This window comes from Opitutia bacterium, from assembly GCA_016217545.1.
GTDB lineage: Bacteria > Verrucomicrobiota > Verrucomicrobiia > Opitutales > Opitutaceae > Didemnitutus.
In genome coordinates this window covers 40483-64690 of sequence record JACRHT010000011.1, presented here as the reverse complement: position 1 = coordinate 64690, position 24208 = coordinate 40483, and the positions used below count along the sequence as shown (strand labels likewise).

Here is a 24208-nt window from a genome sequence, read left to right as displayed (position 1 = left end):
CGCGCCGCCGTCCCGTCCGTGGGCGGCGGCGCGAACCGGCTCGCCCTGCGAGATCGTTTCGTTTTTCTGACGCCGTGCGCCCACGTTTCGCTCTTCCGACTTTGCTCGCGTTCGCGCTCGCGCTCGTGAGTGCGGCGGGCGGGCGGGCGGAACCGGATCGCGAGCGGGGATTGCCGCTGGTGCGCAATTTTCCGCCGCGCGTGAACGGCGGTCTCAACCAGATCTGGGATGGCGCGGTCGCGCCCGACGGCACGGTGCTGTTCGGCAACTTCGATCGCGTGCTCGAATTCGATGGGCAAACTTGGCGCCAGATCGCGGTGCCCAGCGGCGCCTACGTGCGCGGACTCGGGGTCGACGCGGCGGGCACGGTGTGGGTCGCGGGCGTGAACGAACTCGGCCGCATCGAGCGCGGGGCGGATGGGCGCCGGACGTTTCACTCGTTGCGCGCGCTCGTGCCGAAGGAGGCCGGCGATCTCGGCACGCTGTGGCAGGTGCACGTCACCGACCAAGGCATCTGGTTCCAGGGCAACACGGCGCTGCTGCGGTGGCGCGATGGGAAATTCGACTACTGGCTGACCGGCGAGCGCGGCATCGTGCTGTCGTTCTGGCTCGGCGACCATCTGCTCGTGGCGTTGACGCGCGGCTGGATGAAACCGGTCGAGGGCGGCAAATGGGAGGAACTCGGCGATCCGGCGGACAAGCTCGGCAACTACTTTCCGCACTTCGCTGTGCCGCATCCGCGCGGCGGCTGGCTCATGGGCCTCGAAGGCGAGCACGGCGTGGTGGCGGGGCTCGGCCGCTGGGACGGCAGGAAGCTCACGCTCGAGCCGCACCCGCTCGACGAGCTGTTCAAGTCCAAGCGCCTCTACAGCGGCGTGCGCCTCGGCGACGGTCGCTATGCGCTGGGCTTGCTGCAGGGCGGCGCGGTGCTGCTCGATGCGCAGCTGAATTTCCAGGCGTGGCTCAACGAGGACACCGGGTTGGAGTCGAGCACCGCGACGAGCCTCACGCCGGACGACCAGCGCGACGTGCTTTGGGTCGGCTCGGAGTGGGGCGTGGCGCGCGCGGAGGTGCATCCCGCCTACACGTGGTTCGGCGCGGCCAACGGCTTGCGGCGGCACGCCTCGTCCGCGGCTTTCCGCTGGCACGGGCGCCTGCTCGCGAGCGGCGCGCAGGGACTCAATCGGCTCGAGCCGGCGGCGGTGCCGGGGGGCATCACGCGTTTCGCCCGCTGGTCGCCGATCGACGACAAGATCTGGGCGTTCAAGCCCGCGGGCGACACGCTGCTCGTGGGCGCGCTCGGCGGGTTGTGGGAGATCGATGCGCAAGGCACCGCGCGCAAGATCAAGTCCGTCACGAACATTTTCGCCATCGCCGTGACGCGCGCTTCGAGCGACATCGCCTACACGGCGACGCTGCGCGGCCTGTATCGTTGGGAGCGGCACGGTGCGGAGTGGCAGCAAATCGGCGGAACGCGGGACGTGCGCGGCAACTCGATCGTCGAGGATCGCGACGGCGCGCTCTGGCTCGGCACGGACAATCAAGGTGTGTGGCGCGTGGAGTTTCCGTCCGGCCCGGGCGGCGGGGAGCCGCGCGCGGTGAATTACGGTCGCGAGGCCGGACTGCCGGTCGGCGAGGGTGGGATCGGCGTGGCGGAGGTCGCCGGCGCGCCGCTGTTCATCACTCCGCGCGGGCTGTATCGCTTCGACGCGGAGACGAAGCGCTTCCGGGCGGAGACGGCTTTCGGCAAAGCCTTCACCGACGGCACGCTGACGGCGCGCGCGATCGCGCAGGACGGGCGCGGGGATTTTTGGGTGCTCGCGATGCCGGGCGGCCCGATCGATCCGGCGGCGGCGCTGCAACTCGGCTGCGTGCGCGACGGAGTGTTCATTCCCGTGCCGTTGCCCGACATGCAGCGACTCGCGGGCAAGGCGTCGCTCTACCTCGATCGCGTCGACGGACGGGAGGTGCTCTGGGTGCTCGGCCAGGCGGAATACCTGCGCATCGATTTGCAGGAATGGCGTCAACGCGCGCCCGCGCCGCTCGGGCCGACGACGTTGCGCGAGATCGGGCTCGGCGACGGACGCAGGGCGCCGCTCGCGAGCGACGGCCCGCTGCAAATCGGTCCCGGGAGCGCGACGGTGCGATTCCGTTTCGCGGCTCCGGGGCTGGCGGGAGAGACGGACGCGCGCTACGAAACGCGGCTCGTCGGCTTCGGCGACGGTGCGACGGAAGTGGAGGCGCGCGGCGAGCGGGTGTTCACGAATTTGCCGCCGGGGCGCTATGTGTTCGAGGCGCGCGGTCGCACGGGCGACGGACGTTGGACGGTGCCCGTGAGCGTGCCGCTCGTGGTGCTCGCGCCGTGGTGGCAGACGCTGTGGGCGGTGGCGGTTTACCTCGTGCTCGGTTCGCTCGCGCTGTTCGCCTACATCCGCTGGCGCATTCGTCGGCTGTTGCGGGAGCGCACGCGGCTGGAGGACGTGATCGCGCAGCGCACGGCGGAGCTGGCGCGCAAGAACGCGGAACTCGAGCGGTTGCACCGGCTCGACCAGGACGAGAAGCTCGCGGCGCGTCTGGCCGAGGAGAAGGCGCAGCTCGAGCTGCTGCGTTACCAGCTCAACCCGCACTTCCTCTACAACTCGCTCAATTCGATCCGCGCGCTCGTCTACGCCAACGCCGAGGCGGCCGGCGAGATGGTGACGCGCTTGTCGGAATTCTGCCGCTGGACGCTCACGCGCGGCGGCGACGGCATGACGACGGTGGCCGAGGAGGTCGAGATGCTCCACGCCTACCTCGATATCGAGCGCGCGCGCTGGCAGGAGGGATTGCTCACGCGCGTCTACGTGGCGCCCGAGGCGCGCACGGTGCCGGTGCCGCAATTCCTGTTTTTGCCGCTGATCGAGAACGCGATCAAATACGGCGGGCGCACGAGCCCGAACGTGCTCGAGGTTGCCGTGACCCTGAAGGTCGAAGGCGAGATTCTGGTCTGCGAGATCGCCAACACCGGCGCGTGGATCGGCGAGAAATTCACCGCGCCCTCGGCGATGAACGGCGATTCGACGCACATCGGACTCGAGAATCTGCGGCGGCGGTTGTCCCGCTACTACGGGCCGGCGTGCCGGCCGCACATCGTGACCGAGGACGGCTGGGTGCGCGTGCGGCTGCGGCTGCCGATGAAGCCGCGCGTGGGATCGAATCCGCCGGTGTGAGCGGGCGCGCGGGGCGACGAAGTTGAACCACGAATGAACACGAATTTACACGAATGAAGAACCGGACGACAAATCGCCCCGCAGAGCGAAGCCTCGCGCGCGCGCAAGCGCGCTGACCCACGATGAGCAACGTGCGACGCGCTTTGTTGATCGATGATGAGCCGCTGGCCCGGCTGGAGCTGCGGCGCCTGCTCGCGGCGCATCCGTTCGTCGAGGCGGTCGGCGAGGCGGGCACGATGAACGACGCGCGCGCGCTGCTCGGGCGCGCCGACTACGACCTGGTGTTTCTCGACATCCAGCTGCGCGGCGGCAGCGGCTTCGACCTGCTCGATAGCGTGAAGCCCGGCGCGCAGATCGTGTTCGTGACGGCCTACGATCGGTTCGCGTTGCGGGCGTTCGAGGTGAACGCGCTGGATTATCTGCTGAAGCCGGTGACGACTGCGCGGCTGAAGGCGACGCTGCAGCGGCTCGGCGAGGCGCGCACACTCGCGGTCGCGCCCGCGCCGACGGCGGTGGCCGCGCCGGCCTCGGCCGGCCAGCGACTCACGATGGAAGATCGGGTTTTTGTGAAGACGGACGGCACGACGCGGTTCGTGCCGGTGACGTCGATCTGCGCCGTGCGTTCGGCGGAGAACTACACGGAGCTGGTGCTCGAAGGTGGGCAGACGCTGCTCGTGCTGCGGACGCTCAAATCGTGGGAGGAGACGTTGCCCGAAGCGCAGTTCGTGCGCATCCACCGGCAGGTGCTGGTGAATCTCGCGCGGGTGAAGAAGATCGAGCGCTGCGGCGACGATGAAGTGGTTTTTCACCTCGATGTGCCGGTGTCGCCGCTCACGGCCAGTCGGCGCGCGCTCGCGGAGTTGCGGAGCAAGTTCGCGGCGGCGGGGCTGGAAGGGTTGTTGCCGTGAGGTAGGGCGGGACCGCTGGGCCCGCCGGGAACGTGTTGCCACCCACGCGCCGGGCCCAGCGGTCCCGCCCTACCTTCTGCGGCCGCGCTTCAGCTTATGCTGAGAGCTGAGGGCTGATAGCTTTGCGTCCGTCAGACCTCGACGAGGTCCTTCTCGACGCGGAGGTTGTCGATGATGAAGTCCTGCCGCTCGGGCGTGTTCTTGCCCATGAAGAACGCGAGCAGTTCCTCGGAGCTGTAGAGGTGGTTGAGATTCACGGGCTCGAGGCGGATGTTTTCGCCGATGAAGTCCTTGAACTCTCCCGAGGAGATTTCGCCGAGGCCTTTGAAGCGCGTGATCTCGTGGCCGGCGCCGAGTTCGGCGATGGCCTTCTGCTTCTCGCGCTCGTCGTAGCAATAGATCGTCTTGCGCTTGTTGCGGACGCGGAAGAGCGGCGTCTCGAGGATGAAGAGGTGGCCGTTGCGGATGAGGTCGGGGAAGAACTGGAGGAAAAACGAGATCAGCAGCAGGCGGATGTGCATGCCGTCGACGTCGGCGTCGGTGGCGATGACGATCCGGTTGTAGCGGAGGCCGTCCATGCCTTCCTCGATGTTCAGCGCGGATTGAAGGAGGTGGAATTCCTCGTTCTCGTAGATGACTTTCTTCGAGAGGCCGTAGGTGTTGAGCGGCTTGCCCTTCAGGGCGAAGACGGCCTGCGTCTGCACGTCGCGGCACGAGGTGAGCGAGCCGGCGGCGGAGTCGCCTTCGACGATGAAGAGCGTGCTTTGCTCGGCGCGCTCGTTGCGGTCGCCGAGGTGGAGGCGGCAGTCCCGGAGCTTGCGGTTGTGCAGCGAAGCTTTTTTCGCGCGTTCGCGGGCGATGTTGCGGATGCCGGCGAGCTCTTTGCGCTCGTGTTCGTTCTCCTCGATCTTGCGTTTGATGGTTTCGGCGACCTCGCGGTTCTTGTGCAGGTAGACGTCGAGCGACTGCTGCATGAACTTGCCGACGAATTCCTTCAGCGACGGACCTTTCGGGCCCATGTCGGTGGAGCCGAGTTTGGTTTTCGTCTGCGATTCGAAGACGGGCTCCTGCACGCGGACGGCGACGGCGGCGTCGATCGACTGGCGGACGTCGGCGGCGTCGAAGTCCTTCTTGAAGTGGTTGCGCACGGTCTCGACCAGCGCCTCGCGGAAGGCGGCGAGGTGCGTGCCGCCCATGGTCGTGTGCTGGCCGTTGACGAAGGACCAATATTCTTCGCCGTAGTGGTTGCCGTGCGTGAATGCGACTTCGATGTCCTCGCCTTCGAGGTGGATGATCGGGTAGAGCGGCTCGCCGGAGAGTTCCTTGGTGAGGAGATCCTTGAGGCCGTTTTCCGAGCGGAACGGTTTGCCGTTGAGCGTGAGCGTGAGCCCGCGGTTGAGGAAGGCGTAGTTCCAGAGCATGTCCTCGATGAACTCGAGGCGGAAGCGGAAGTCGGCGCCGAAGAGCTGCGCGTCGGGCGTGAACTCGATCAGCGTGCCGTTGCGCTCGTCGGATTTCGTGACCTTGGACTGCGACTTGAGTTTGCCCTTCTCGAATTCGACGACCTTGGTCTCGCCGTCGCGGAAGGCCTGGGCGCGGTAGTTCAGCGCGAGGGCGTTGACGGCCTTCTGGCCGACGCCGTTGAGGCCGACGGCTTTTTGGAAGGTCTCGGAATCGTATTTCGCGCCGGTGTTGATGATGGAGACGCAGTCGACGAGCTTGCCCAGCGGGATGCCGCGGCCGTAGTCGCGCACGCGGAGGTGGCGGCGCTCTTCGTCGATCTCGACCTCGATCTTCTTGCCTGCGCCCATCGTGAACTCGTCGATCGAGTTATCGATCGTTTCCTTGAGCAGGACGTAGATGCCGTCTTCGGCGTGCGTGCCGTTGCCGAGGCGCCCGATATACATGCCGGGGCGCAGGCGGATGTGCTCGAGGGAGCTGAGGGTCTTGATGCTGGCTTCGGTGTAATTGGATGCCATTTTTTCGGAGACGGAAAACGGAGGACGGAGGACGGGCGACGGCCAAGGCGAACGCCGAGTGCGCACGCGTGGACGTTGCGCAACCTACAGAGAGCCCGCGCGGCGGCGTGGCAAGCCGTCAGTGTCGGGCAGGGTCTCGCGGGTAGCCGCGGGTGAGCGACGGCGTGACGAGACGGAAAACGGCGCTCGGGCCGGAAATCAGCAGGCCAGGTAGCGGACGCGCGCGAACAGCGGTTTATCGAGGCCGATGCCTTCGACGCTGCCCGGCGAGAAACCCACGGGGCACATGATCGTAATGTAGCGGCCTTTCGGCGCGTGGATGACGATGTGCGAGGCGCTCATGGCGACGACCTCTTCTTCATCGAATGGTGAGGGAGCCGGTGAGGGCGAAGAGGAGGTGGCGGCGGAATCTTGCATGATGGGCCAGTCAGGACATCGGCCGAAAGGCGCGGAAGTTTAAGCGATTCTGCCGATTGGCCCTGGTCGCTCAGACAAAGTGCGTGTCCGGCTTCGGACGCGGCTGATGCGCCGCAGGCGCGCCGGAACGAGGGGCGGAGGGAGGGTTTTTCTGCGGCGCGTGGCGGGTGGCGTCGGTTTCGATATCGCCGCCGATCACGCGGCGGACATCGGAAATGGCGCGATCGAGCGCTTGGGCTTGCGCGTCGAGTTCCGCGGCGGCGGCGGCGGTCTCCTCGGCGTGGGCGGCGTTGCCTTGGGTGACGCGGTCCATGTCCGACACGGCGGAATTTACCTGTTGGATGCCGGTGTTTTGCTCGGTCGAGGCCGTGGCGATCTCGCTGATCAGCGCCTCGAGTTGGCGAACGTGCTTCTGGATCTCGTCGAAACTGCCGGCGACGTCGGTGCTGATCTGCACGCCGTGGTGGCTCTTCTGCACGCAGTCGTCGATCTTGGTGGCGGTTTCCTTGGCGGCGGTGGCGCAGCGTTGGGCCAGGGCGCGGACTTCCTCGGCGACGACAGCGAAACCGGCGCCCGCCTCGCCCGCACGGGCGGCTTCGACGGCGGCGTTCAGCGCGAGAATGTTCGTTTGAAACGCGATCTCATCGATCGTTTTCAGGATTTTCGTGATGTCCTGCGTGGCTTGTTCGATGGACTGCATCGCACCTTGCATCTGTTGCATGCGCTCGTGGCCCGCGTCGGCGGCTTGCCGGGCTGTGCCGGCCGTGGAACGCGCGGAGCTGGCGTGGTCGGCGTTGCGTTTGGTCATCGAGGACATCTCTTCGAGCGACGCGGAAGTTTCCTCGAGCGAGGCGGCCTGCTCGCTGGCGCCGCTGGCGAGGCCGGCGCTGGCGACGGAGATCTGGTGGGCGGCGGAATTGGTTTCTTCGGAGGCGGCGCGGATGCTGGCGATCGAAGCGGAAAGCGGCGCGACGACGAGCCGGCGGTTGAGTGCGTAGAAGCACAAGCCCATGAGCCCGGTGACGGGCAGCACCCACGCGAGGCTGTGGAGCATGCCGGCGCGAACGACTTCGTCGACGTGGGCAAAATTGGTTTTCAGCACGAAGGCGCCGTGCACTTCGCCGGCCTTCCAGTTTTCCATGCGGAAACCGAGGAAGTCCTTGCCGTCGCCGCTGGCGCTCTTCGCCGGGTCGCCGTGGCACGCGAGGCAGTCTTGCGTGAGTTTGATCGGACGGGCGTAGACGATCTCGTTGGCGGCGCGATCGACGCGGATGTATTCGGCGAGGGTGCCGGTCTCGAGCTGGCGGAGAATGTCCGCTTCGTCGGGCGTGGGGTTGTTCTGCGGATTGCGGGCGCTGTTCTTCGGCACGCGGAATTCGAAGCCGGCCTGCTTGGCGGCCTTCGCGACCGCTTCCCACGCGGCGACGACGGGAATGGTGCGATAGAGCGTGGAGCCGCGAAGATCGCCGGAGGCTTTGTATTCGGCGAGGAGCTTGGCGCGATCGAAGGCTCCGCCCTCGCCGAGTTTGGAAATGCTCTCGCGGACGTTCTCCGCTTCGACCACAGCGGCGCGCATGGTCTCAAGCGTCATGTCGACGCCCTGCTTCTGGATGATGCTGCGTTGAACGAAAAGCGCGCTCGCGACGGTGAGAAGGATCGCGACCGTGCTCGCGAGCACGATTTTGGTTCCGAGTTTCATGACAGGTCCGTGGGGTTGGGGTTGAGACGATCTCCCGTGTTTGCGGGCGATTCTCTCTGTTTGATCGGCGCGGTTTCCCGCCCAGTGTAGTGGCGAAGTTGTAACGGGACTAATAGTGTCGTCGCTGTTTCCGAATGCGGGTGGCGGCTAGTGTCGTTCGGCTCTGCTCGGGGCCAGGGCCGTTCTCCGGACGCAGTCCGGATGCGCGCTTTCCGAGCGGTCTTTGCGCGTGAGATTGCCCCCGACAGGAGGGCAGCACCCGGTGTCCCCCGACGACCGGGTGCTGCATTGCCCCTGTCAGGCAAATTGGTCCGATGCCGATGCGGCACCGGAGAGAAAAAGAGAGTCCACCAGCGCGGTGGCGGACGACACCCGCGCCTCGCCGTGCAACATGCCCGCGCGCGGCGCTCCTTCGGCGCGAGTGAAAGTCGAGACCGTTCCGTGTTCGGCGGACCTGACCGCGGTCGGCGTCGCGTCGGAGAGGACGCAGCAAGCGATGGCGAAGAGGCCGGAGTTCATGGCGACGGGAGAGGGAGGGGTGTCGCACGCCAGAGGCGCGCGGTAAAATCTACTCGAAATAGCGGCCCGTTCGCGGACAACCTGTGTCACGAGCTTGTCACAAAGCTCTTAACTCGCGTGGGCCCGCGACGATTTTCACCCTCAACGATCGGGCTGCCTTGAATTCCCTGCTTCTTATCGATGACGACGCGGTGCTCCGCGAGACGACCGCCGAGGCGTTGCGCTGCGCTGGCTACACCGTGACGGAGGCGCCCGACGGCAAGGAAGGTGTCGCGGCAGCGGACCGCATCGCGCCGGACCTTGTGCTGCTCGACATCGACATGCCGCGGCAGAACGGCTGGCGCACGCTCCAGGAGTTGCGCGATCGCGGCTTTCGCGGCGGCATCATCATGCTGACCGGCGCCGACGGCACCGACGATATCGTGCGCGCGCTGAGCAGCGGTGCGGACGATTTTGTGAGCAAGCCGTGCGCGTTGCGCGAGTTGCTGGCGCGGGTGAATGCCGTGCTGCGCCGCGCCCGCGGCACGAAGCAACAGGAGGTGATCCAGCTTGGCTCCGTCCGCATCGACCTGGCCGCCCGCACCGCGGAAAAGGATGGGCAGCCGCTCGCGCTGACGCAGATCGAGTTCAAGTTGATCGAGCAGTTGCGGGCCAGCCACGGCTGCGCGGTGCTGCGCGATGAATTGCTGAAGAAGGTTTGGGGCTACTCGTCCACGGCGGCGACCCGCACGGTCGACACGCACATCTGGCGCCTGCGGCAGAAGATCGGCGACGATTCCGGCAATCCGCGCTGGATCCGCACGGTCCCCGGCGGCTATCGCCTCGTCGACGCGACCGGGGCCGACGCGATCTGAGCGGCCGACGTCGCGGCTTGCGGCGGGGCGTGAGTGGGATTTGTTCAATCTCCACCGCCATGAAAAAATTCCTGCTGATCGCCCTCCTGCTCGTCGTCGTGCTCTATGTCGGCGCGATGTTCTTCCTCGGCTCCATCGTCAAGGCGGGCGTGAACGCCTTCGGGCCGCGGCTCACCCAGACGAAGGTGCAGTTGGCCAGCGCCTCCATCTCGCCCCTCACGGGCTCGGGCACGCTCCACGGCCTCGCGGTCGGCAATCCGAAGGGCTGGTCGGACAGCGATGCCTTCAAGCTCGGCAAGGTGCACGTCGACATCCAGCCGATGTCGCTGTTCGGCGACCACATCATCATCGAGGAAATCACGATCGACGGTCCGGAATTTCTCTACGAGACGAAGATCGTCTCGAGCAACATCAAGGACCTGCTGAAGAACATCGAGCAGTTCTCCGGCCGCAAGGACGCGAAGGAGCCGGTGGCGAAGGACGGCAAACCGATCAAATTTGAGATCAAGAAATTTCGCCTGACGAATGGCGTGGCGCGCCTCGGCGTGGGACCGGCGGCGGTGCCGGTGCCGCTCCCGCCGATCGCGATCGACAATCTCGGCACAGCCGAGGGCGGCATCACGCCGGATCAGGCGGCGGGCGCCGTCATGCGCTCGGTGTTGGGCGGCATCGTGAGCGGCACCGCGCAGGCGCTTGGCAATGTGGCCGGCACGGCGGGCGCGACTTCGTTGGAAAAAACGAAGGAGGCTGCGCAGAAGGCCGGCGAGGGAATCAAGAAACTGCTCGGCGGAAAGCCCTGAGCCGCGAGGGCGGCCTCGCGTGCACCGCAGCGCCGCAGCGTGGCTCAATGCGGCCGGTAGATGACGCGCGCGTAGACGGCTTTCTTCGGGTCGACGTTCTTGGTGCTCGTGGCGTTGAAGCCGGCCGGACAGACCACGGCAACGTGTCCGGCGGGGATGGGCTTGCCGGCGGGAGACGCCGGCTTTGCGTGGGCGGCGTGGGCGTGGGAAGAGTGGGAGAGAGACATTGCAGGCGTGGAGGAAGAGGCGAAGGCGGCGGGAAAACGGATTGGAGATCAGCCGTCGATGAACGCCTCGGCGTGCGCCGGCTCGGTGTGGCGGGTGAGCTTCGCCGCGGTGTGGGCGGGGCGCTGGGCGCGGTGAGGCGCGCCGGCGGGTTTCGCGGCGGCGGAGTGTGAAGTCTGCGACTTCCCGTTGTCGCGAGCCTGGCCGCCGATCAGCTGGAGCAATTCGTGGACGAGGTGCTGGACCTCGGCGGACTGGGCGTTGAGCTCTTCGGCGGCGGCGGCGGATTCCTCGGCGGCGGAGGCGTTGCTTTGGGTGACCTTGTCCATCTGCGACACGGCGTGGTTCACTTGCACGATGCCCTGGCTTTGCTCGGAGGACGCGGAGGCGATCTCGCCGACGAGCGTGTCGACGCGGCGGGCGCGATCGACGATCTGCTGGAGCGAATCGGCGACTTTGCCGGAGATGCGGACGCCGTGTTCGCTCTTGTTGACGGAGTCCTCGATCTTGCCGGCGCTTTCCTTTGCGGCGGTGGCGGAGCGTTGGGCGAGGGCGCGGACTTCCTCGGCGACGACGGCGAAGCCGGCGCCGGCTTCGCCCGCGCGGGCGGCTTCGACGGCGGCGTTGAGCGCGAGGATGTTTGTCTGGAAGGCGATTTCGTCGATCGTCTTCACGATCTTCGCGATTTCGCCGGAGGAGAGTTTGATGGCGTCCATCGCGGACTTCATCTCGGTCATGTCGGCGGCGCCGGTGTCGGCGGCGGCGCGAGTCTGCGAGGAAAGGTCCTTGGCCTGGCCGGCGTTGTCGGCGTTGCGCTTCGTCATCGAGGACATTTCCTCGAGCGAAGCGGAGGTTTCCTCGAGGGAGGCGGCTTGTTCGCTGGCGCCCTCGGCGAGGGATTGGGAGGAGCTGGAGACCTGGCCGGCGGCGGCGGCGGTTTGTTCTGCGCCCGCGGCGAGACGCTCCGCAATGGAGTGCAGCGCGCGGTTGGTGGAGCGGGTGATGAACCACGCGATGCCGATCGCGGCGGCGATCGCGATGAGGATGCCGCCGACGAGGAATTTCTTTCCGCTCGCCGCGGTCTCGGTGATGTTGCGGACGCCGTTCGAGAGATTCGATTCGTTGAACGCGATGAGTTTCGCCAGTTGGGCTTCCATGTGCTCGAAGATCGGCTCAAGGCGTTCGTCGATCGTCTTGAGCGTCTCCTGCGCGCGGCCCGCATCGACCATCGTCATGATTTCGGCGGCGGCGGCGGAGAATTCGCGGTAGTCCTTCGTCAATTCGTCGAACATCGCCCGATCGTCCGCCGCGGTGATGGTGACGTCATAGGCGGCGAGCACCTTCTTCACTCGGCCGACCTGCTCGTTGTATTCCCCGGCGATCTTTGGGCGGTCGGGCGTGAAGATGTATTCGCGCAGCAGGCCGAGTTGGGTTTCGAACTCGGCGTTGATCTTCAAGATGGCGACCGTGCCGGGCACCGGGTCGGTGGCGAGGTAGGTGCCGGCGGACGACACCGCGAAGAAGCGGTTCAGCGAAATGGCGCCGAGAATCAGCGTGACTGCGATGACGGCGGCGAAGCCAAGGGAGATGCGTTGGGCGAGAGACAGAGATTTCATCAGGGATGCGACGGGCCGGCACGAGAACGTGCCCAAGCGTCGCTCCCGATCCTTGCGCGCCTGAAGCGAGCCCGAATCTGGCGGTCGTGCTGGGGCACACCGCAACGCTATCTCTCGGTCATCGGCCGCGCGGTGCGGAGCTTTAGGCGAAAGTCCGCCAGGTCAGACGGTTGGGAGGGCGGCCGGCGAGTGGGGCGAAGTGGCGGCGGACACGGTCGGTTCCGCGTGGGGAGCGTCCGGTTCGTCGGCGGGCTCGGAACGGAAACGCTGCCCGCCCATGAGCACGAAAAGCTGGCTCACGGTTTGGCGCAGAGTGGCCGCTTGGGAGTTGAGCTCCTCGGCACCGGCGGCGTTTTCCTCGGCGGTGGCGGCGTTGGCCTGGGTAACCTTGTCCATGAGCGTGACGGAGCTGTTCACTTCGACGATGCCTCGGCTTTGCTCGCGGGAGGAGGTGGCCATCTCGGCGACGAGTTCGTCGAGGCGGCGGATTTCGTCCTGGATGCGCGAGAAGCTGGTGGCGGCGGAGGTGGAGATGGCGACGCCTTGGTGGCTCTTGCCGCGCGAGGCGTCGATGCGCTCGGCGGTTTCGCGGGCGGCGACGGCGGAGCGTTGGGCGAGGGCGCGGACTTCCTCGGCGACGACGGCGAAGCCGGCGCCGGCTTCGCCCGCGCGGGCGGCTTCGACGGCGGCGTTGAGCGCGAGGATGTTCGTCTGGAAGGCGATCTCGTCGATCGTCTTGAGGATTTTCGTGATTTCGTCGCTCGCGCCCTGAATTTCGAGCATCGCCTCCTGCATGGATTTCATCTGGCCGGCGCCGGTGTCGGCGGCGGCGCGCGCGGCGGTGGCGGCGGCTTGGGCCTGTTGGGCGATCTCGGCGTTGCGCTTGGTGAGACTGGACATCTCCTCGAGGGCGGCGGCGGTTTCCTCGAGGGCGGCGGCTTGGGAGCTGGAGTCCTTGGCGAGCGATTCGGCGGAGCCGGAGAGTTGATGCGCGGCGGACGAGATCTCGGAGGTGCCGCCGCGGATTTGTTCGAGCGCGGCGAGGACGGGACGGCTCAGGGAGCGCGCGATGAGCAGCGCGGCGGCGGCGAGGACGGCGACGCTGATCGCGGCGACGATCCAGAGCGCCCGGCGCGTGGCGGAGATCTCGGCGTCGGCTTCGCTGATTTTGACGGCGGTGATGACGGACCAATGCAGGCCGGGGAAACCTAGGGCGCCGGTGGAGCCAGCGTAGCCGGCGACGTGTTCCTCCTCTTCGCCGGGCGGGACGAAGCGGGTGACGCCAGACTCGCCCTGGCTGGCGCGCCGGGCGGCTTCGATGCCTTGCGCGACGAGATTTTCGCGCAGCACGATCTGGCGATCGCGGCGGAATTCCCTCTCGCCGCTGCCGTGCGGATCGTAGAGGGCGAGGACGCGGCCCTCGCCGTCGAGGAGGCGCAGGTCGGCGGATTGGTAGCCGCGACGCTCGAGCTCGGCGTGGCCGGCGAGCAGGATCTCCTCCACGAAGGAGAAGTTGGCGCGGTTGTGCCAGAGACCGATGACTTTGCCGGTTTCGTCTTTGATCGGCGCGGTGAAGCCGAGCACGAAGCCGTCGTTGCCGTTGAGGCGCGCGACGTCGTCGTCGAACCACGGTCCCATGACGTGCGTGCCGTCGAGGGTGCGGCTCTTGAGAAAATCGCCGCGCAGAGCGGCAGCGAACCAAGGGTCGTCCTTGAAATTACGCTGGTAGAGCGGCGCGGTGTCGATGGGTTTGCCGGCGGGGTCGAGGTCGTTGACCGCGATGACGCGGCCCTCGAGGTCGACGGCGAGCGTGAGGGCGTAGAAGCCGTAGAGGCGCACGTAGCCGTTCATGGCGGCGGCGATGCTGTTGCGGGTGGCGCCGGGCTGGTGCCACTGCGAGCGGTCGCGCAGGGCGTGGTTGAGCGCGAAGGCTTGGACGTCGCCGTAGCGTTCGAAGAGATTGCGATCGATCATCGCAATCGCGTCGTGACTGAAGCCTTGGTGGGTGCGGCCAATCGCGCTGTTCAGCTTATCGACCGAGCGAAGGGCCGAAACGGAGATCGCAAGCAGGGGGAGCAAACCGACAACGACAAGACCGAGCAGGAGCTTCCCTTGGAAGCCCCGAGGACGGGACAGGAGCATGGAGTGTGAGTTGGTGGGGGGACCAAGCACCCGCGAAGGATGCGAATGTGTTCGCGCTCAATTTCGGCCGCCCGGGCGGACGGTTTAGGGAAATTCCCGATGCGCGCAGGAATTTATCCGCGCCCGCTCGGAGGTTCCGGTCGCGCTCAGGCGGAGATGCGGACGGTGTCGAGCGTTTGTTGCAGGCGGCGGCGGAGTTCGCCGAGGTCCTTGGAGCGGAAGCTGTGCTTCGTGCGCTCGAGGACGGCAATGGCTTCGGCGACGGATTCGCGGAGCGGGACGACGAGTGTTCCCGTGCGGGGAACGGTCGATTGCGCCTGCAGCTGCTGGGCGAGTCGCAGAAGGTGGTCCTGCAGCTGGTCGTCTTGCCCGCCGTCGTTGTTGCGGGCGGCGACGAGCAGCTGGGCCGTGGCGTGAGAGAGGTTGACCAGCGCGCGCTGTTGGCGGCGGTTGTCGACGATGCTGATCACGAGTTCGCGCAGCATGACCAAATTCAGCGGCTTTACGAGATAGCCGGCCACGGCGAGGTTGGCGGCGCTGAGCGTCGATTCCAGCTCGGGATTTCCGGTCATCATGATGACCGCGGGAGAAGTTTCTTGGGCGACGATCTGGCGAACCCAGCCGAGCTGTCGGTTGCCGGGCAGGTGGACGTCGCAGATGATGGCGTCAAACGTTCCGATCGAAAGGGCTTCGTCGGCCTCGGCGGTGGAACCGGCGGTCACGCAATGGGCTCCGCAATGCAGGCACCAGCCCTCGAGCATATCTCGAGTGAGCTGGTCGTCATCGACTATGAGGATACGCGAGGATTTCATGGCCCTTCGGACAGGTAAGGGATACCGTTACCCACCATCGGGAGAAATCGGACGAACTTTAGGGAAAACGTCCCCTCCTGCCCGGCCGGCTAGGCGACGGGAAAGCCGCAGTGGAAGGCCGTGCCCTTGCCGACTTCGGTCTCGAGCTGGACGTAGCCTCCGTGGCGCCGGACCAGGCGCAGGACGGTGGCGAGGCCGAGGCCGGTGCCTTGTCCCTTGGGCTTGGTGGTAAAAAACGGATCGAAGAGGCGGGCGCGAACCTCGGGCGGGATGCCGGTGCCGTGGTCGCGCACGGAGAGCACGACGTAGTCGCCGGCGCGGACGTCGGGGCCGAGGCCGGCGAGGTCGGCGGCGGTCAGCGTGCGTCGGGACACGCCGAGTTCCAGCGGGCCACCGTCGGGCATGGCGTCGCGGGCGTTCACGCACAGGTTCATCAGGATCTGGTGAATCTGGGTCGAATCGGCGCGGATGGCCGGCAGGTCCGGCTCGGCGGTGAAGCTGACCTCGAAGTGCCCGCCGAACGATTCCTTCACGAGCGTGGCGACCTCGCCGGCGACTTCCGCCGGGCTGGTGGTTTCGAGCGGGCCGTCGCTGCCGCGCGCGAAGTGGAGCAACTGACGGAGCATGCCGGCGCCGCGCTGGACGGCCTTCTTGATGTTGTCGAGGTGCCGGGGCACGAACTTGCCCGATGGATCGAGCTCGATCAGGCCGGCGCTGCCGCCGATCGCGGCGAGGACGTTGTTCATGTCGTGCACGACGCTGCCGGAGAGCTGGCCGAGCAGCTCGATGCGTTGCGAACGCAGCAGCTGCGCCTCGAGGCTCTTCTTCTCCGTGAGATCGCGGACGTGGTATTGCACGAGGGTGCGACGTTCCCACGGCACGAGCCCGGCGGTGACTTCGACGATGGTGGGCTCGGCCCGGCCGTGGAGGAGTTCCATTTCGGTCGGCCGCAATGTGGGGGCCGGGCCTGCGTCGTGGCGCAGCACCGCGGCGTTCTCGGCGGAGAAATACTCGAAGAAGTTCGGTTGCGCCGCGTGGGTCGGTTGCACGAGGTGCGTGAAGGCGGAATTGCGGAGGATGATCGTGCCGTCGAGTTCGGCGAGGACGATGCCTTCTTCCGAGTGCGTGATGGCCGCCTCGTAACGGGACGTTTCCTCGTAGAGGCGGCGGTAGCGATTGAGGCGCGAGATGGTGCGGAGGCGGATGCGCAGCTCGACGGCGTCGAAGGGTTTGGTGAGGAAGTCGTCCGCGCCGGCCTCGAGGCCTTGGAGTTTCGATTCGCGATCGTCGAGGGCGGTGAGGAGCAGGATGGGGACGGTGGCGAGTTCGGGGGTCGCGCGCAGGCGGCGGCAAACTTCGAAGCCGTCCATGTCGGGCATCATGACGTCGAGCACGATGGCGTCCGGGTGCTCCTTCTCGGCGAGCGCGAGGGTGCTGGCGCCGTCGTGCGCGGTGAGGACGCGATGGCCCTCGGGCTCGATGACGTTGCGGAGCAGCGCGAGCGCGCGCGGCTCATCGTCGACGACGAGGATGGTGGATTGGGGCTTCATGATTGGGCGGGCCGGGTGAGTGCCTCGGCGACGTGGCGGGCGAGTTCGCGCAGGTTGACGGGTTTGCTGAGATAGGAGGTGGCGCCGGCTTCGAGGCAGCGGGTGCGGTCCTCGGTCATCGCGAGGGCGGTGACGGTGATGATCGGAATGTCGGCAGTGCGCGGATCGGCGCGGAGCCGGCGGGTGGCGGTGAGGCCGTCCATCACGGGCATCTGGACGTCCATGAGGATGAGGTCGGGGCGGTCGGCGAGCGCGGCGGTGATCGCTTCCTGGCCGTTGCGGGCGAAGCTGAAGCGGCACGCGGCGAAGATCGGGCTGCGCTGGTAGATGAGGACGTTGGTGTCGTTGTCCTCGGCGATGAGCACGTGGGTGCCGGCCGGGGCGGCGTAGGCGGGCGAGGGGGCGAGCGTGGGAGCGCGCGGCACGGGCTTTTCGACGGCGCGCATGGGAAGGATGACGGAGAAGCAGCTGCCTTTGCCGGCGACGCTTTCGAGGGTGATGCGGCCGCCGTGCAATTCCGCCATGCGACGGGCGAGCACGAGGCCGAGGCCCGTGCCGCCGTGGCGGCGGTTGAGCGCGCCGTCGATTTGCTGGAAGGGTTGGAAGAGCCGGGCTTGCTGCTCGGGCGTGATGCCGATGCCGGTGTCGATGACGCGGAAATGAACCTCGGCCGGATCGGTGTGGGGCACGACTTCGAAGCGCACGCGGCCGCCGTCGGGCGTGAACTTCACGGCGTTCGAGAGCAGGTTGACGAGAATCTGTTTCAGGCGGCGGGGATCGGCGGCGATGGGCGCGAGGTCCGCCGGGCACTCGAATTCGAGGGTGTGCTGTTTGCGTTGCGCGGCGTTGCGGACGAAGCGGAGGCTGGCCTCGCAGGTGCTGCGCACCTCGGTCTCCTGGATGTCGAGGTCGAGTTTGCCGGCCTCGATCTTGGAGAGGTCGAGGATGTCGTTGATGAGGGAGAGGAGATGCCGGCCGCTTTCCTCGATCGCGGCGACGCTCTCGTGCTGCCGCGGGTTGAGGTCGCCGAGCGTGCGCTCGAGGAGGACCTCGGCCATGCCGAGGATGACGTTCAGCGGCGTGCGCAGTTCGTGGCTGGTGCTGGCGATGAACTCGCTCTTGGCGCGGTTGGCGGACTCGGCCTGCTGGCGGGCTTCCTCGAGCTGTTCGGTGCGCTGGCGGACCTTGTCGTCGAGGTGGAGCAGGACCTGGCGGAGCTGCTGGTGGGTCTTGCTTTGTTCGTCGAGCGAGACGGCGAGTTCGCGGTTGGCGCGGCTGAGCAAGAGCGCGGCCTCATGGGCGGCGAGGCCGAGTTCCGCGAGTTCGCGCGAGGCCGACAGATTCTCGGTCGGGAACGGCGCGACCGTTTCCTGACGCGCGAGCGCCTGGATGGAAACGACGAGCCGGTTGAGCGGTCCGGTTACGTCGGCGGCGGTGATGCGCGCGAGCAGCAAGGCGATGCCCACGGCCACGCCGGCCGCGACGAATGTCGCCAGGTAGTAGGCGGCGATGAGGCGCTGCGTGCTCCAAATCGGCTCCGTCAGGTAAACCTGCCAGTTGCAACCGGGCACGACCGCGCGGGCGACGACGTAGCGTTCCCGGCCGTGTTGGCTCGACGCCAGGTCGACCACGTAGGCTTGTTCGCCCGCGCGCCGACCGGCGACGACCACGGGGTCGTTCGTGAGATCGGTCAAGGCAGCGTGTGCGAGCACACCGCTGCCGGCGACGGCGCGCCCGGTGTGGTCGAGCAACAGGAGGCTGCGCCCGCGCAGATAGCCGGGCGGTGGTTTGAATTCCAGCAGCGCGCTGAGTTTCAGCGAACCTTCGAGGAGCAAGGTAGGCTGGCCGCGCGCGTCGAGCACGGGCGCGCTGACTGCGACGATCAGGTCGCCGCCGAAACCGCGTCCTTGAAATACCTCGCTCATGAACGGCCGCCCGTTGGTCATGGGCTCGCGGAAATAGGGCCGGTCCGTGATGAAGATGCCGCGATGCGCGAGCGGTTCGCCCGATGCGCTGGTGGCGGGGGCGGCCGCGATGATCTCGCCGCGTGTGTCGGCGGCGAGGAGCGTGAGGAAGCCGCCGAATTCGCTCCGCAGCGTCTCGAGGCGTTGCGCGAGTTCCTCGGGTGTCGCGTTCGCGCTGGTCTGACGCACGGCGAGAGAGAGCGCGCGCCGGTGATCGGTGAGGTCGTTGCCGATGTCGCGGGCGGCCTCCTTGGCGTCGCGCGCGAGCGCGGTTTCCGCGACGTTGCGCAGTGTCTGGTCGAAATTGCGGCCGACGAGGATGGCGAGGACGGCGATCGTGAGGGCCACGATCACGCCGAATCGCTGGAAAAGCACGCGCTGCAACGGCAGGGCGGGTTCGTTCGTGATCGTGCCCAGCCAGCGGCGGCTCCACGGACTGTGGTAGACCGGCACGGCGATCATGATCATCAGCAGGCTGTTTGCGGGGTATTTCAGAACCACCGCCCAGTTGCTCGGGAACGGAAAATTCGACAGCACGAAGACGCCCACGGCGACCATCGGAATCCCGATGAACAGCCAATAGGCGGCGCTGGCGCGGAGCCTTCCTCGCAGTCGCGGCATCAGCCAGCTGACGAACAGAGGCTCCAGTCCAAAACAGAACAGTCCCCACGGGTGTCCCCACGAGAGCGGGGTCAGGCCGAACGCGATCGCCGCCGCCAGCGTGCCGGGCAGTCCGCCAAACGCATACGTCACGAGCAAGGGCAGCCAGCCGCCGAAGATGAGTTCGGTGCCGCCGAAGATCGGCAATCCGAATTGATTAATGCCCAGCCCCGCCATGCCCGCCACCAGCGAGCATAGCCACGGCATCACGCGGTTGCGGCGCACGAATGAATGAGGCAATGCTCCCTTATCGGCTGGCACGGACGGCAACTTGAGGCAAAGCGCCTCGCAGCGCAATCGATGTATCCAATGAGTCGTGCGGGCGGTGTAGCGGTCCGAGGCGGGCGGGGCGTTGACCGCGGAGAACGCGGCGCAACTCTGCCGCCATGAAAATCACCTACTATCTGGAAGTGACCTCGTCTTGGTGCCACTGGGTGGAGCCCACCTGGGCCGAGTTGAAGCGGCGCTATGCAGGCCAGGTGAAATTCGACTGGAAAATTGCCCTGATGGATGCGGCCGATTTTCCCGCGAGCCATGCGCAATACGATTGGTTTCTCGAGCGCTCCAGCGCCGTCATGGAGTCGCCGGTGGTGCTGAAATCCACTTACTACGAGTTGCCGGCTTCCGGCGGATATCCTGCGGCCTCCGCGGTCGCCGAGGCCGCGCGTGATCTCGGCGTGACGGGCGACGAGGTGCGCGTCGCGCTCTCGCAGGCGGCGTATCGCGAAGGGCGGCCTGTCGGCCGGCTCGACGTGGCGGTGGCGGTCGCCGCCGCCGCGAGCGGTCTCGACGCCGCGCGCCTTCACGCGCGGGCGCAGGCGCCCGAGGTCGCGGAGCGCATGCGGGCGACGACGGCGGAGTTCCACGCACTCGGCGTCTCGCAGCGGCCGGCTTTCGTGGTCGAGAGCGCGATCGGCGATCGAGCGGTGTTTTCCGGTGTCGTGCGACTCGCGCCATTCGTGGCGACGCTCGATGCGATGCTGGCCGACGCGGCGGCCTATGCGGAGTTCGGCCGGCGGCGGCCGGGGCCCCCTGTGTGATTCCGGGGCTCCCGTCCCGGGTAGGGCACGCAAGAATTGCATAGTCAATTTGCGCGGGGTGTTCACCAACCGATGCGAGGCGGCGCGCGCGCGTTTCAGCTACTCTCACACGGATGTTGAAATCACTGATCAATACCCCCCGCATTCTCGGCAGCGCCCTCGCGGCGCTCCTGATCACCGTTTCCGCCGCCGGTCAACAGACGGGCTGGAACGTTCGTGTTGGCGCCACCTACCTGAGTATGGCCGACAAGTCTGACGCCTTCTCGGCGCTCAGCATCAACTTCCCGGCCGACGCGGTCAGCGTGCAGAGCAAACTCATCCCGGAGTTCGACGTGAACTATGTGTTCAACGCGAATTGGTCCGCGCATGTGGTGCTCACGATCCCGCAGAAGCACGAGGTCAAGCTGGCCGGTGTCGGCAAGCTCGGCACGTTCTACCATCTGCCCCCGCACTTCATGGCGGTTTATCATTTCGGCGGCACCGAAGCCTTCAAGCCCTACGTGGGCGCCGGCGTGAACTTCACGCTGATCTGGAACACCAAGCTCACCGTCGCGAACGTGCCGCTGGCGCTCGAGCACAACAGCATCGGCCTCTCCGGACAGGTCGGCTTCGATTACGACCTCGGCAACGGCCACTATCTTAATGTCGACCTCAAGAAGACCGCGCTTCGCAGCGACGTGTCGGCCGGCGGTTCCCGCCTGACGACCGCCAAGCTCGATCCGTGGATCTTCTCGGTCGGCTACGGCTGGAAATTTTGACGGGAGGGAACCTTTGAGCGCAGTGTAACTGCGCACCAAACGACAGGGCGGGCAGCGTGGAGCCCGCCCTGTTCGTTTGGTGGGGTCGAGAGCGCGGGCCGGAGCGGTTTTCAATGCCGTGGCCGGCACGCCGAGGACCGGCGAGACCGCGCGGCCCGCCGTGAAGCTGCGAAGGAACGCACGCCCTGCGGCGACTCGAAGATGATGGGCTGAAACGCCAACCGCCACCGACTCCGCACATCGGTGCGGCGCGGGTGGCGGCGGAACGGAACGAAACTCAGAACTGTGGCAGTCCGCTCAGGCGGTCTGCACCTCGGCAACTTTGCGATAGCGCTCCGGCGGGATCTTGAAGCGATGGCCGGAGTCCAGGTCGGTGAAGATGTGCCACGGGCCGTGATCGGCACTGTGGACGAACACCTCGAGCAGTTGTCCCTTTTCGTAGGAGTATTCTTCCATGGCGAACTCGTGATCGGCGTGCTCGATCGCCTCTCCGAGTTCACCGCTGTGTGGTTCCGTGATCTCGATTTTCCAAGTCATGGTGGGCAAGCGGGGTTGAAGCTCTTGCGTCGATGACGGGGCGCTTGGTCCGCCGGGGCCGCGTTCTTTCGCACGATCCCGGTAAGCGTCTCGGGCGCGAGAGAGAGGTTGCGCAACTTCGCCGCCCGGTCAAGAGCCGTGCCTGCGCAGAACTTGGCTGAAGCGCGCTAGGCCTTGCCCGCAGCGGCGATTCAAGAGTGCGCCGGGTGAAGAATGGGTTCGTGGTCCTTGCGGAACGCGCGGATCGCGAGCAGCAGCGCGCACAGCACCAGCGCGGCGGCCTCGAAAAAGGCGATGCCCGGATGACGCGGCAGAAAATGGTTCGCGAGCCACGTGACGACCCCATCCGCGCGCGAGAAAATCCAGGGCAGATGCACGGCGCCGTCCTGCGAAATCGCCCAGCCAAAACTCCACGTCGCGACGAGCGGCGCGGGGATGCCGGCGAGGCTCTGCAGGCCGCCGAGCACACCTTGCACGGCGCCCTGCTCGTTCGCGGGGACGTGCTTGGTGATGTAGGACTGCAGCGCCGGCCCCGAGATGCCTGCGAGCGAGCCAACCACAATGATCGCGAAGATCATCCAGCCCTGGCTGGCAAAGCCGTAGCAAAGTTGCACGCAGCACGAAATGCAGAAGCCCACGACGACCGCGCGCGTATCGCCCAGCTTGGGCACGATCTTGCGCACCAGCGTCGCCTGCACGATGCCCATCAGCAGCCCCGAGAACATCAGCGAGAACCCAACCGTGCGCATGCTCCATTCATAGCGGTGGAGCGTGTAGAGCGTCCACGTGCTGAAGAGCATCATCTGGGCAAGCATCAGCAGGAAATAGCTCCACGCCAGCGCCAGCACGGCCGGCAGCTGCCGGAGCGCAAGCAGGGCACCGACGGGATTGGCGCGCGCCCAGGAGAAGGCGCGGCGATTCTCCGGCTTCAGCGATTCCGGCAACACGAAGAAGCCGAACACCCAGTTGGCCGCCGCGCAGCCCGCCGCGACCCAGAACGGCAGGCGGATATCGATGTCGCCCAGCACGCCGCCGAGCAGCGGCCCGATGATGAAACCGATGCCGAACGCGCCGCCCAGCATGCCGAACGCGCCCGCGCGTTTCTCCGGCGGCGTCACATCGACGATGTAGGCGTTGGCTGTGGCCATGATGCCCGCCGTGAGGCCGGCGATGACGCGCGCCACGAAGAGCCATGAGAGCGTCGGGGCGTTGGCCATGATGACGTAGTCGATCGCCGAGCCCGCGGTGGCGATGAGGATGATGCGGCGCCGCCCGAATCGGTCCGAGAGCGAGCCGAGAATCGGCGAGCCGATGAACTGCATCAGCGCATAGACCGCGACGATGACGCCGTAGGCGTGCGCGCCGGAGGTCTCGTTGCCGCCCTGCATCTTCACGATGAGCTGCGGCAGCACCGGAATGAGCAGCCCCATGCCCATGATCGCGAGGACCATGGTGATGAAGATGAAACTGATCGCCGGTGAGCGGGCGGACGTGGAGGTCATGCGGGCGCGAAGCTACGGTGCGGCCGCCCGGCGGCAAGCGGGCAATGATCAACCGACGCGCAACCCGGGCAAACGGAGCGGATCAGTGGTGCTCGCCGCGATAAACCTTTTCGCCGGCGGTGACGCGGATCGGCAGGCGGTTTTCTTTCGGTGGCAGCGGGCAGGTGGCGAACGGCGTGAACGCGCACGGTGGATTTTGCGCGCGGTTGAAATCGAGGACCACTTTTCCGTCCTTCGGCGCGTCCGCGTAGAGGAAACGCGAGGCCGCATACGTTTCGGTGCCACTCGTCTCGTCGGCGATGATGAAGAACAGCGGCTCGCCCGCGCCCTCGAGCACCGGGAGCAGCTCGTAGGTTTTGCCATCGCGCGTGAACACCGCTTTGCCGGGCACCGGCATCGCCGAGGTCTGGCCGAGCACATTGGTGATCGGAATCATCCGCGGCTGCTCGAACGCGATCCATTGCGCCTCGATGCGCCAGCTCGGATCGAGCTCGAAATAGTCGATGCCGAGGAAGCCCGTGCGGCGCTCGCTCGCGCTGTCGCGCACGCGGAGCCCGACCTTTTCGCCGCGTTTGATCACGAAGAAGCTGAGGCTGTCCGCCGAGACCAGCGAGGGCTTCGCCGCGCCGTAACGCAGCTCGATGGGGTGCGTGCCAGCAGCGACGCCGTCGACTTCCGTGCGCGACGCGGGTGCGGCGAGGAACGTGGCGCGTCCGTCGGCGGCGAGTCGCACGACGCCGAGATAGGGCGCACCGGCGGTGAGGCGCACGGTGTTGTCCTCGGCGGAGCCGACGGAGTTGTCGCCGACCTGCAGCCAATGCAGGCCGATCAACGACAGCCAGCTGTCCGGCGCGGTGAGTCGCTCCACGCGTTCGCGGCGCCATTGCGCGATCTCCTGCGGGTAATCGGCGCGCAGCGGCGCGGCGCCGAGAATCAAGGGCACGAGAAGGACGGTGAAAGGCAGACGCATTACGGCCATGATTTGCCGAGCGCCGCCGCTGGCTCAATCGGGAAATC

19 protein-coding genes are annotated in these 24208 nt (G+C 66.8%); 6 read left to right on the top strand and 13 right to left on the bottom strand.

The window, feature by feature from the left end; all coding sequences use genetic code 11:
* The first annotated feature begins 74 nt into the window (after nt 1-74).
* Nucleotides 75-3209: a histidine kinase gene (locus tag HZA32_06020; protein ID MBI5423625.1), complete on the top strand. Its 3135-nt coding sequence runs from the start codon at nt 75-77 to the stop codon at nt 3207-3209.
* Between the two features lie 122 nt (nt 3210-3331).
* Nucleotides 3332-4117, top strand: a complete 786-nt coding sequence (locus HZA32_06015; protein ID MBI5423624.1) for a response regulator transcription factor — start codon at nt 3332-3334, stop codon at nt 4115-4117.
* Nucleotides 4118-4248: 131 nt separating this feature from the next.
* Here the strand turns inward: HZA32_06015 and HZA32_06010 are convergent, their stop codons facing one another.
* The 4 genes from HZA32_06010 to HZA32_05995 all read right to left on the bottom strand — a co-directional run bounded on the left by HZA32_06010 (nt 4249) and on the right by HZA32_05995 (nt 8731).
* Nucleotides 4249-6096, bottom strand: coding sequence for a type IIA DNA topoisomerase subunit B (locus HZA32_06010; GenBank protein MBI5423623.1), 1848 nt, complete (start codon nt 6094-6096; stop codon nt 4249-4251).
* A gap of 198 nt (nt 6097-6294) precedes the next feature.
* Nucleotides 6295-6513 (bottom strand): hypothetical protein, encoded by a 219-nt coding sequence (locus HZA32_06005; GenBank protein ID MBI5423622.1) that lies wholly within the window; start codon nt 6511-6513, stop codon nt 6295-6297.
* 70 nt (nt 6514-6583) lie between these two features.
* Entirely contained in the window at nt 6584-7654 is a 1071-nt protein-coding gene (locus tag HZA32_06000) for a hypothetical protein (protein ID MBI5423621.1), read from the bottom strand.
* An 855-nt stretch (nt 7655-8509) separates the two neighbouring features.
* Nucleotides 8510-8731: a hypothetical protein gene (locus HZA32_05995; protein MBI5423620.1), complete on the bottom strand. Its 222-nt coding sequence runs from the start codon at nt 8729-8731 to the stop codon at nt 8510-8512.
* Between the two features lie 158 nt (nt 8732-8889).
* Here HZA32_05995 and HZA32_05990 point away from each other — a divergent pair, with 158 nt between their 5' ends.
* Nucleotides 8890-9585, top strand: coding sequence for a response regulator transcription factor (locus tag HZA32_05990; protein MBI5423619.1), 696 nt, complete (start codon nt 8890-8892; stop codon nt 9583-9585).
* A 59-nt stretch (nt 9586-9644) separates the two neighbouring features.
* Nucleotides 9645-10385, top strand: coding sequence for a hypothetical protein (locus HZA32_05985; protein ID MBI5423618.1), 741 nt, complete (start codon nt 9645-9647; stop codon nt 10383-10385).
* 44 nt (nt 10386-10429) lie between these two features.
* On the opposite strand, the gene HZA32_05980 is transcribed toward HZA32_05985, so the two are convergent.
* The 6 genes from HZA32_05980 to HZA32_05955 form a co-directional block, all read right to left on the bottom strand.
* A complete protein-coding gene (locus HZA32_05980) occupies nt 10430-10612 on the bottom strand; it encodes a hypothetical protein (protein MBI5423617.1) in 183 nt (60 codons plus the stop codon).
* Nucleotides 10613-10660: 48 nt separating this feature from the next.
* Nucleotides 10661-11845, bottom strand: a complete 1185-nt coding sequence (locus tag HZA32_05975) for a hypothetical protein (protein MBI5423616.1) — start codon at nt 11843-11845, stop codon at nt 10661-10663.
* A 543-nt stretch (nt 11846-12388) separates the two neighbouring features.
* Nucleotides 12389-14200 (bottom strand): methyl-accepting chemotaxis protein, encoded by a 1812-nt coding sequence (locus HZA32_05970; protein MBI5423615.1) that lies wholly within the window; start codon nt 14198-14200, stop codon nt 12389-12391.
* A gap of 314 nt (nt 14201-14514) precedes the next feature.
* A complete protein-coding gene (locus tag HZA32_05965; GenBank protein ID MBI5423614.1) occupies nt 14515-15180 on the bottom strand; it encodes a response regulator in 666 nt (221 codons plus the stop codon).
* Between the two features lie 89 nt (nt 15181-15269).
* Nucleotides 15270-16730 carry a response regulator gene (locus tag HZA32_05960; protein ID MBI5423613.1) on the bottom strand — a complete coding sequence of 487 codons (1461 nt, stop codon included), beginning with the start codon at nt 16728-16730 and terminating at the stop codon, nt 15270-15272.
* Entirely contained in the window at nt 16727-19579 is a 2853-nt protein-coding gene (locus HZA32_05955; GenBank protein ID MBI5423612.1) for a response regulator, read from the bottom strand. The genes HZA32_05960 and HZA32_05955 overlap by 4 nt, the downstream gene beginning before the upstream one ends.
* A gap of 161 nt (nt 19580-19740) precedes the next feature.
* Here HZA32_05955 and HZA32_05950 point away from each other — a divergent pair, with 161 nt between their 5' ends.
* Both HZA32_05950 and HZA32_05945 read left to right on the top strand, forming a co-directional pair.
* The gene (locus HZA32_05950; GenBank protein ID MBI5423611.1) at nt 19741-20394 is read left to right on the top strand and encodes a DsbA family protein; all 654 of its coding nucleotides are present in this window, start codon (nt 19741-19743) and stop codon (nt 20392-20394) included.
* 113 nt (nt 20395-20507) lie between these two features.
* On the top strand, nt 20508-21152 hold the full coding sequence (locus HZA32_05945; protein MBI5423610.1) for an OmpW family protein: 645 nt from the start codon (nt 20508-20510) through the stop codon (nt 21150-21152).
* Between the two features lie 297 nt (nt 21153-21449).
* Here the strand turns inward: HZA32_05945 and HZA32_05940 are convergent, their stop codons facing one another.
* From HZA32_05940 to HZA32_05930, 3 genes are all read right to left on the bottom strand, one after another.
* Nucleotides 21450-21689 (bottom strand): hypothetical protein, encoded by a 240-nt coding sequence (locus HZA32_05940; GenBank protein MBI5423609.1) that lies wholly within the window; start codon nt 21687-21689, stop codon nt 21450-21452.
* Nucleotides 21690-21880: 191 nt separating this feature from the next.
* The gene (locus HZA32_05935; GenBank protein MBI5423608.1) at nt 21881-23191 is read right to left on the bottom strand and encodes a TCR/Tet family MFS transporter; all 1311 of its coding nucleotides are present in this window, start codon (nt 23189-23191) and stop codon (nt 21881-21883) included.
* 82 nt (nt 23192-23273) lie between these two features.
* Nucleotides 23274-24161, bottom strand: a complete 888-nt coding sequence (locus tag HZA32_05930) for a DUF1684 domain-containing protein (protein MBI5423607.1) — start codon at nt 24159-24161, stop codon at nt 23274-23276.
* Between the last annotated feature and the right edge of the window lie 47 nt (nt 24162-24208).

Coding starts and splice junctions, on each gene's coding strand:
- HZA32_06015 (MBI5423624.1), top strand. CDS start 3,332: ATGAGCAACGTGCGACGCGCTTTGTTGATCGATGATGAGCCGCTGGCC.
- HZA32_06010 (MBI5423623.1), bottom strand. CDS start 6,096: ATGGCATCCAATTACACCGAAGCCAGCATCAAGACCCTCAGCTCCCTC.
- HZA32_06005 (MBI5423622.1), bottom strand. CDS start 6,513: ATGCAAGATTCCGCCGCCACCTCCTCTTCGCCCTCACCGGCTCCCTCA.
- HZA32_06000 (MBI5423621.1), bottom strand. CDS start 7,654: ATGGAAAACTGGAAGGCCGGCGAAGTGCACGGCGCCTTCGTGCTGAAA.
- HZA32_05995 (MBI5423620.1), bottom strand. CDS start 8,731: ATGAACTCCGGCCTCTTCGCCATCGCTTGCTGCGTCCTCTCCGACGCG.
- HZA32_05985 (MBI5423618.1), top strand. CDS start 9,645: ATGAAAAAATTCCTGCTGATCGCCCTCCTGCTCGTCGTCGTGCTCTAT.
- HZA32_05980 (MBI5423617.1), bottom strand. CDS start 10,612: ATGTCTCTCTCCCACTCTTCCCACGCCCACGCCGCCCACGCAAAGCCG.
- HZA32_05975 (MBI5423616.1), bottom strand. CDS start 11,845: ATGACGATGGTCGATGCGGGCCGCGCGCAGGAGACGCTCAAGACGATC.
- HZA32_05970 (MBI5423615.1), bottom strand. CDS start 14,200: ATGATCGATCGCAATCTCTTCGAACGCTACGGCGACGTCCAAGCCTTC.
- HZA32_05965 (MBI5423614.1), bottom strand. CDS start 15,180: ATGAAATCCTCGCGTATCCTCATAGTCGATGACGACCAGCTCACTCGA.
- HZA32_05960 (MBI5423613.1), bottom strand. CDS start 16,730: ATGAAGCCCCAATCCACCATCCTCGTCGTCGACGATGAGCCGCGCGCG.
- HZA32_05950 (MBI5423611.1), top strand. CDS start 19,741: ATGAAAATCACCTACTATCTGGAAGTGACCTCGTCTTGGTGCCACTGG.
- HZA32_05945 (MBI5423610.1), top strand. CDS start 20,508: ATGTTGAAATCACTGATCAATACCCCCCGCATTCTCGGCAGCGCCCTC.
- HZA32_05940 (MBI5423609.1), bottom strand. CDS start 21,689: ATGACTTGGAAAATCGAGATCACGGAACCACACAGCGGTGAACTCGGA.
- HZA32_05935 (MBI5423608.1), bottom strand. CDS start 23,191: ATGACCTCCACGTCCGCCCGCTCACCGGCGATCAGTTTCATCTTCATC.
- HZA32_05930 (MBI5423607.1), bottom strand. CDS start 24,161: ATGCGTCTGCCTTTCACCGTCCTTCTCGTGCCCTTGATTCTCGGCGCC.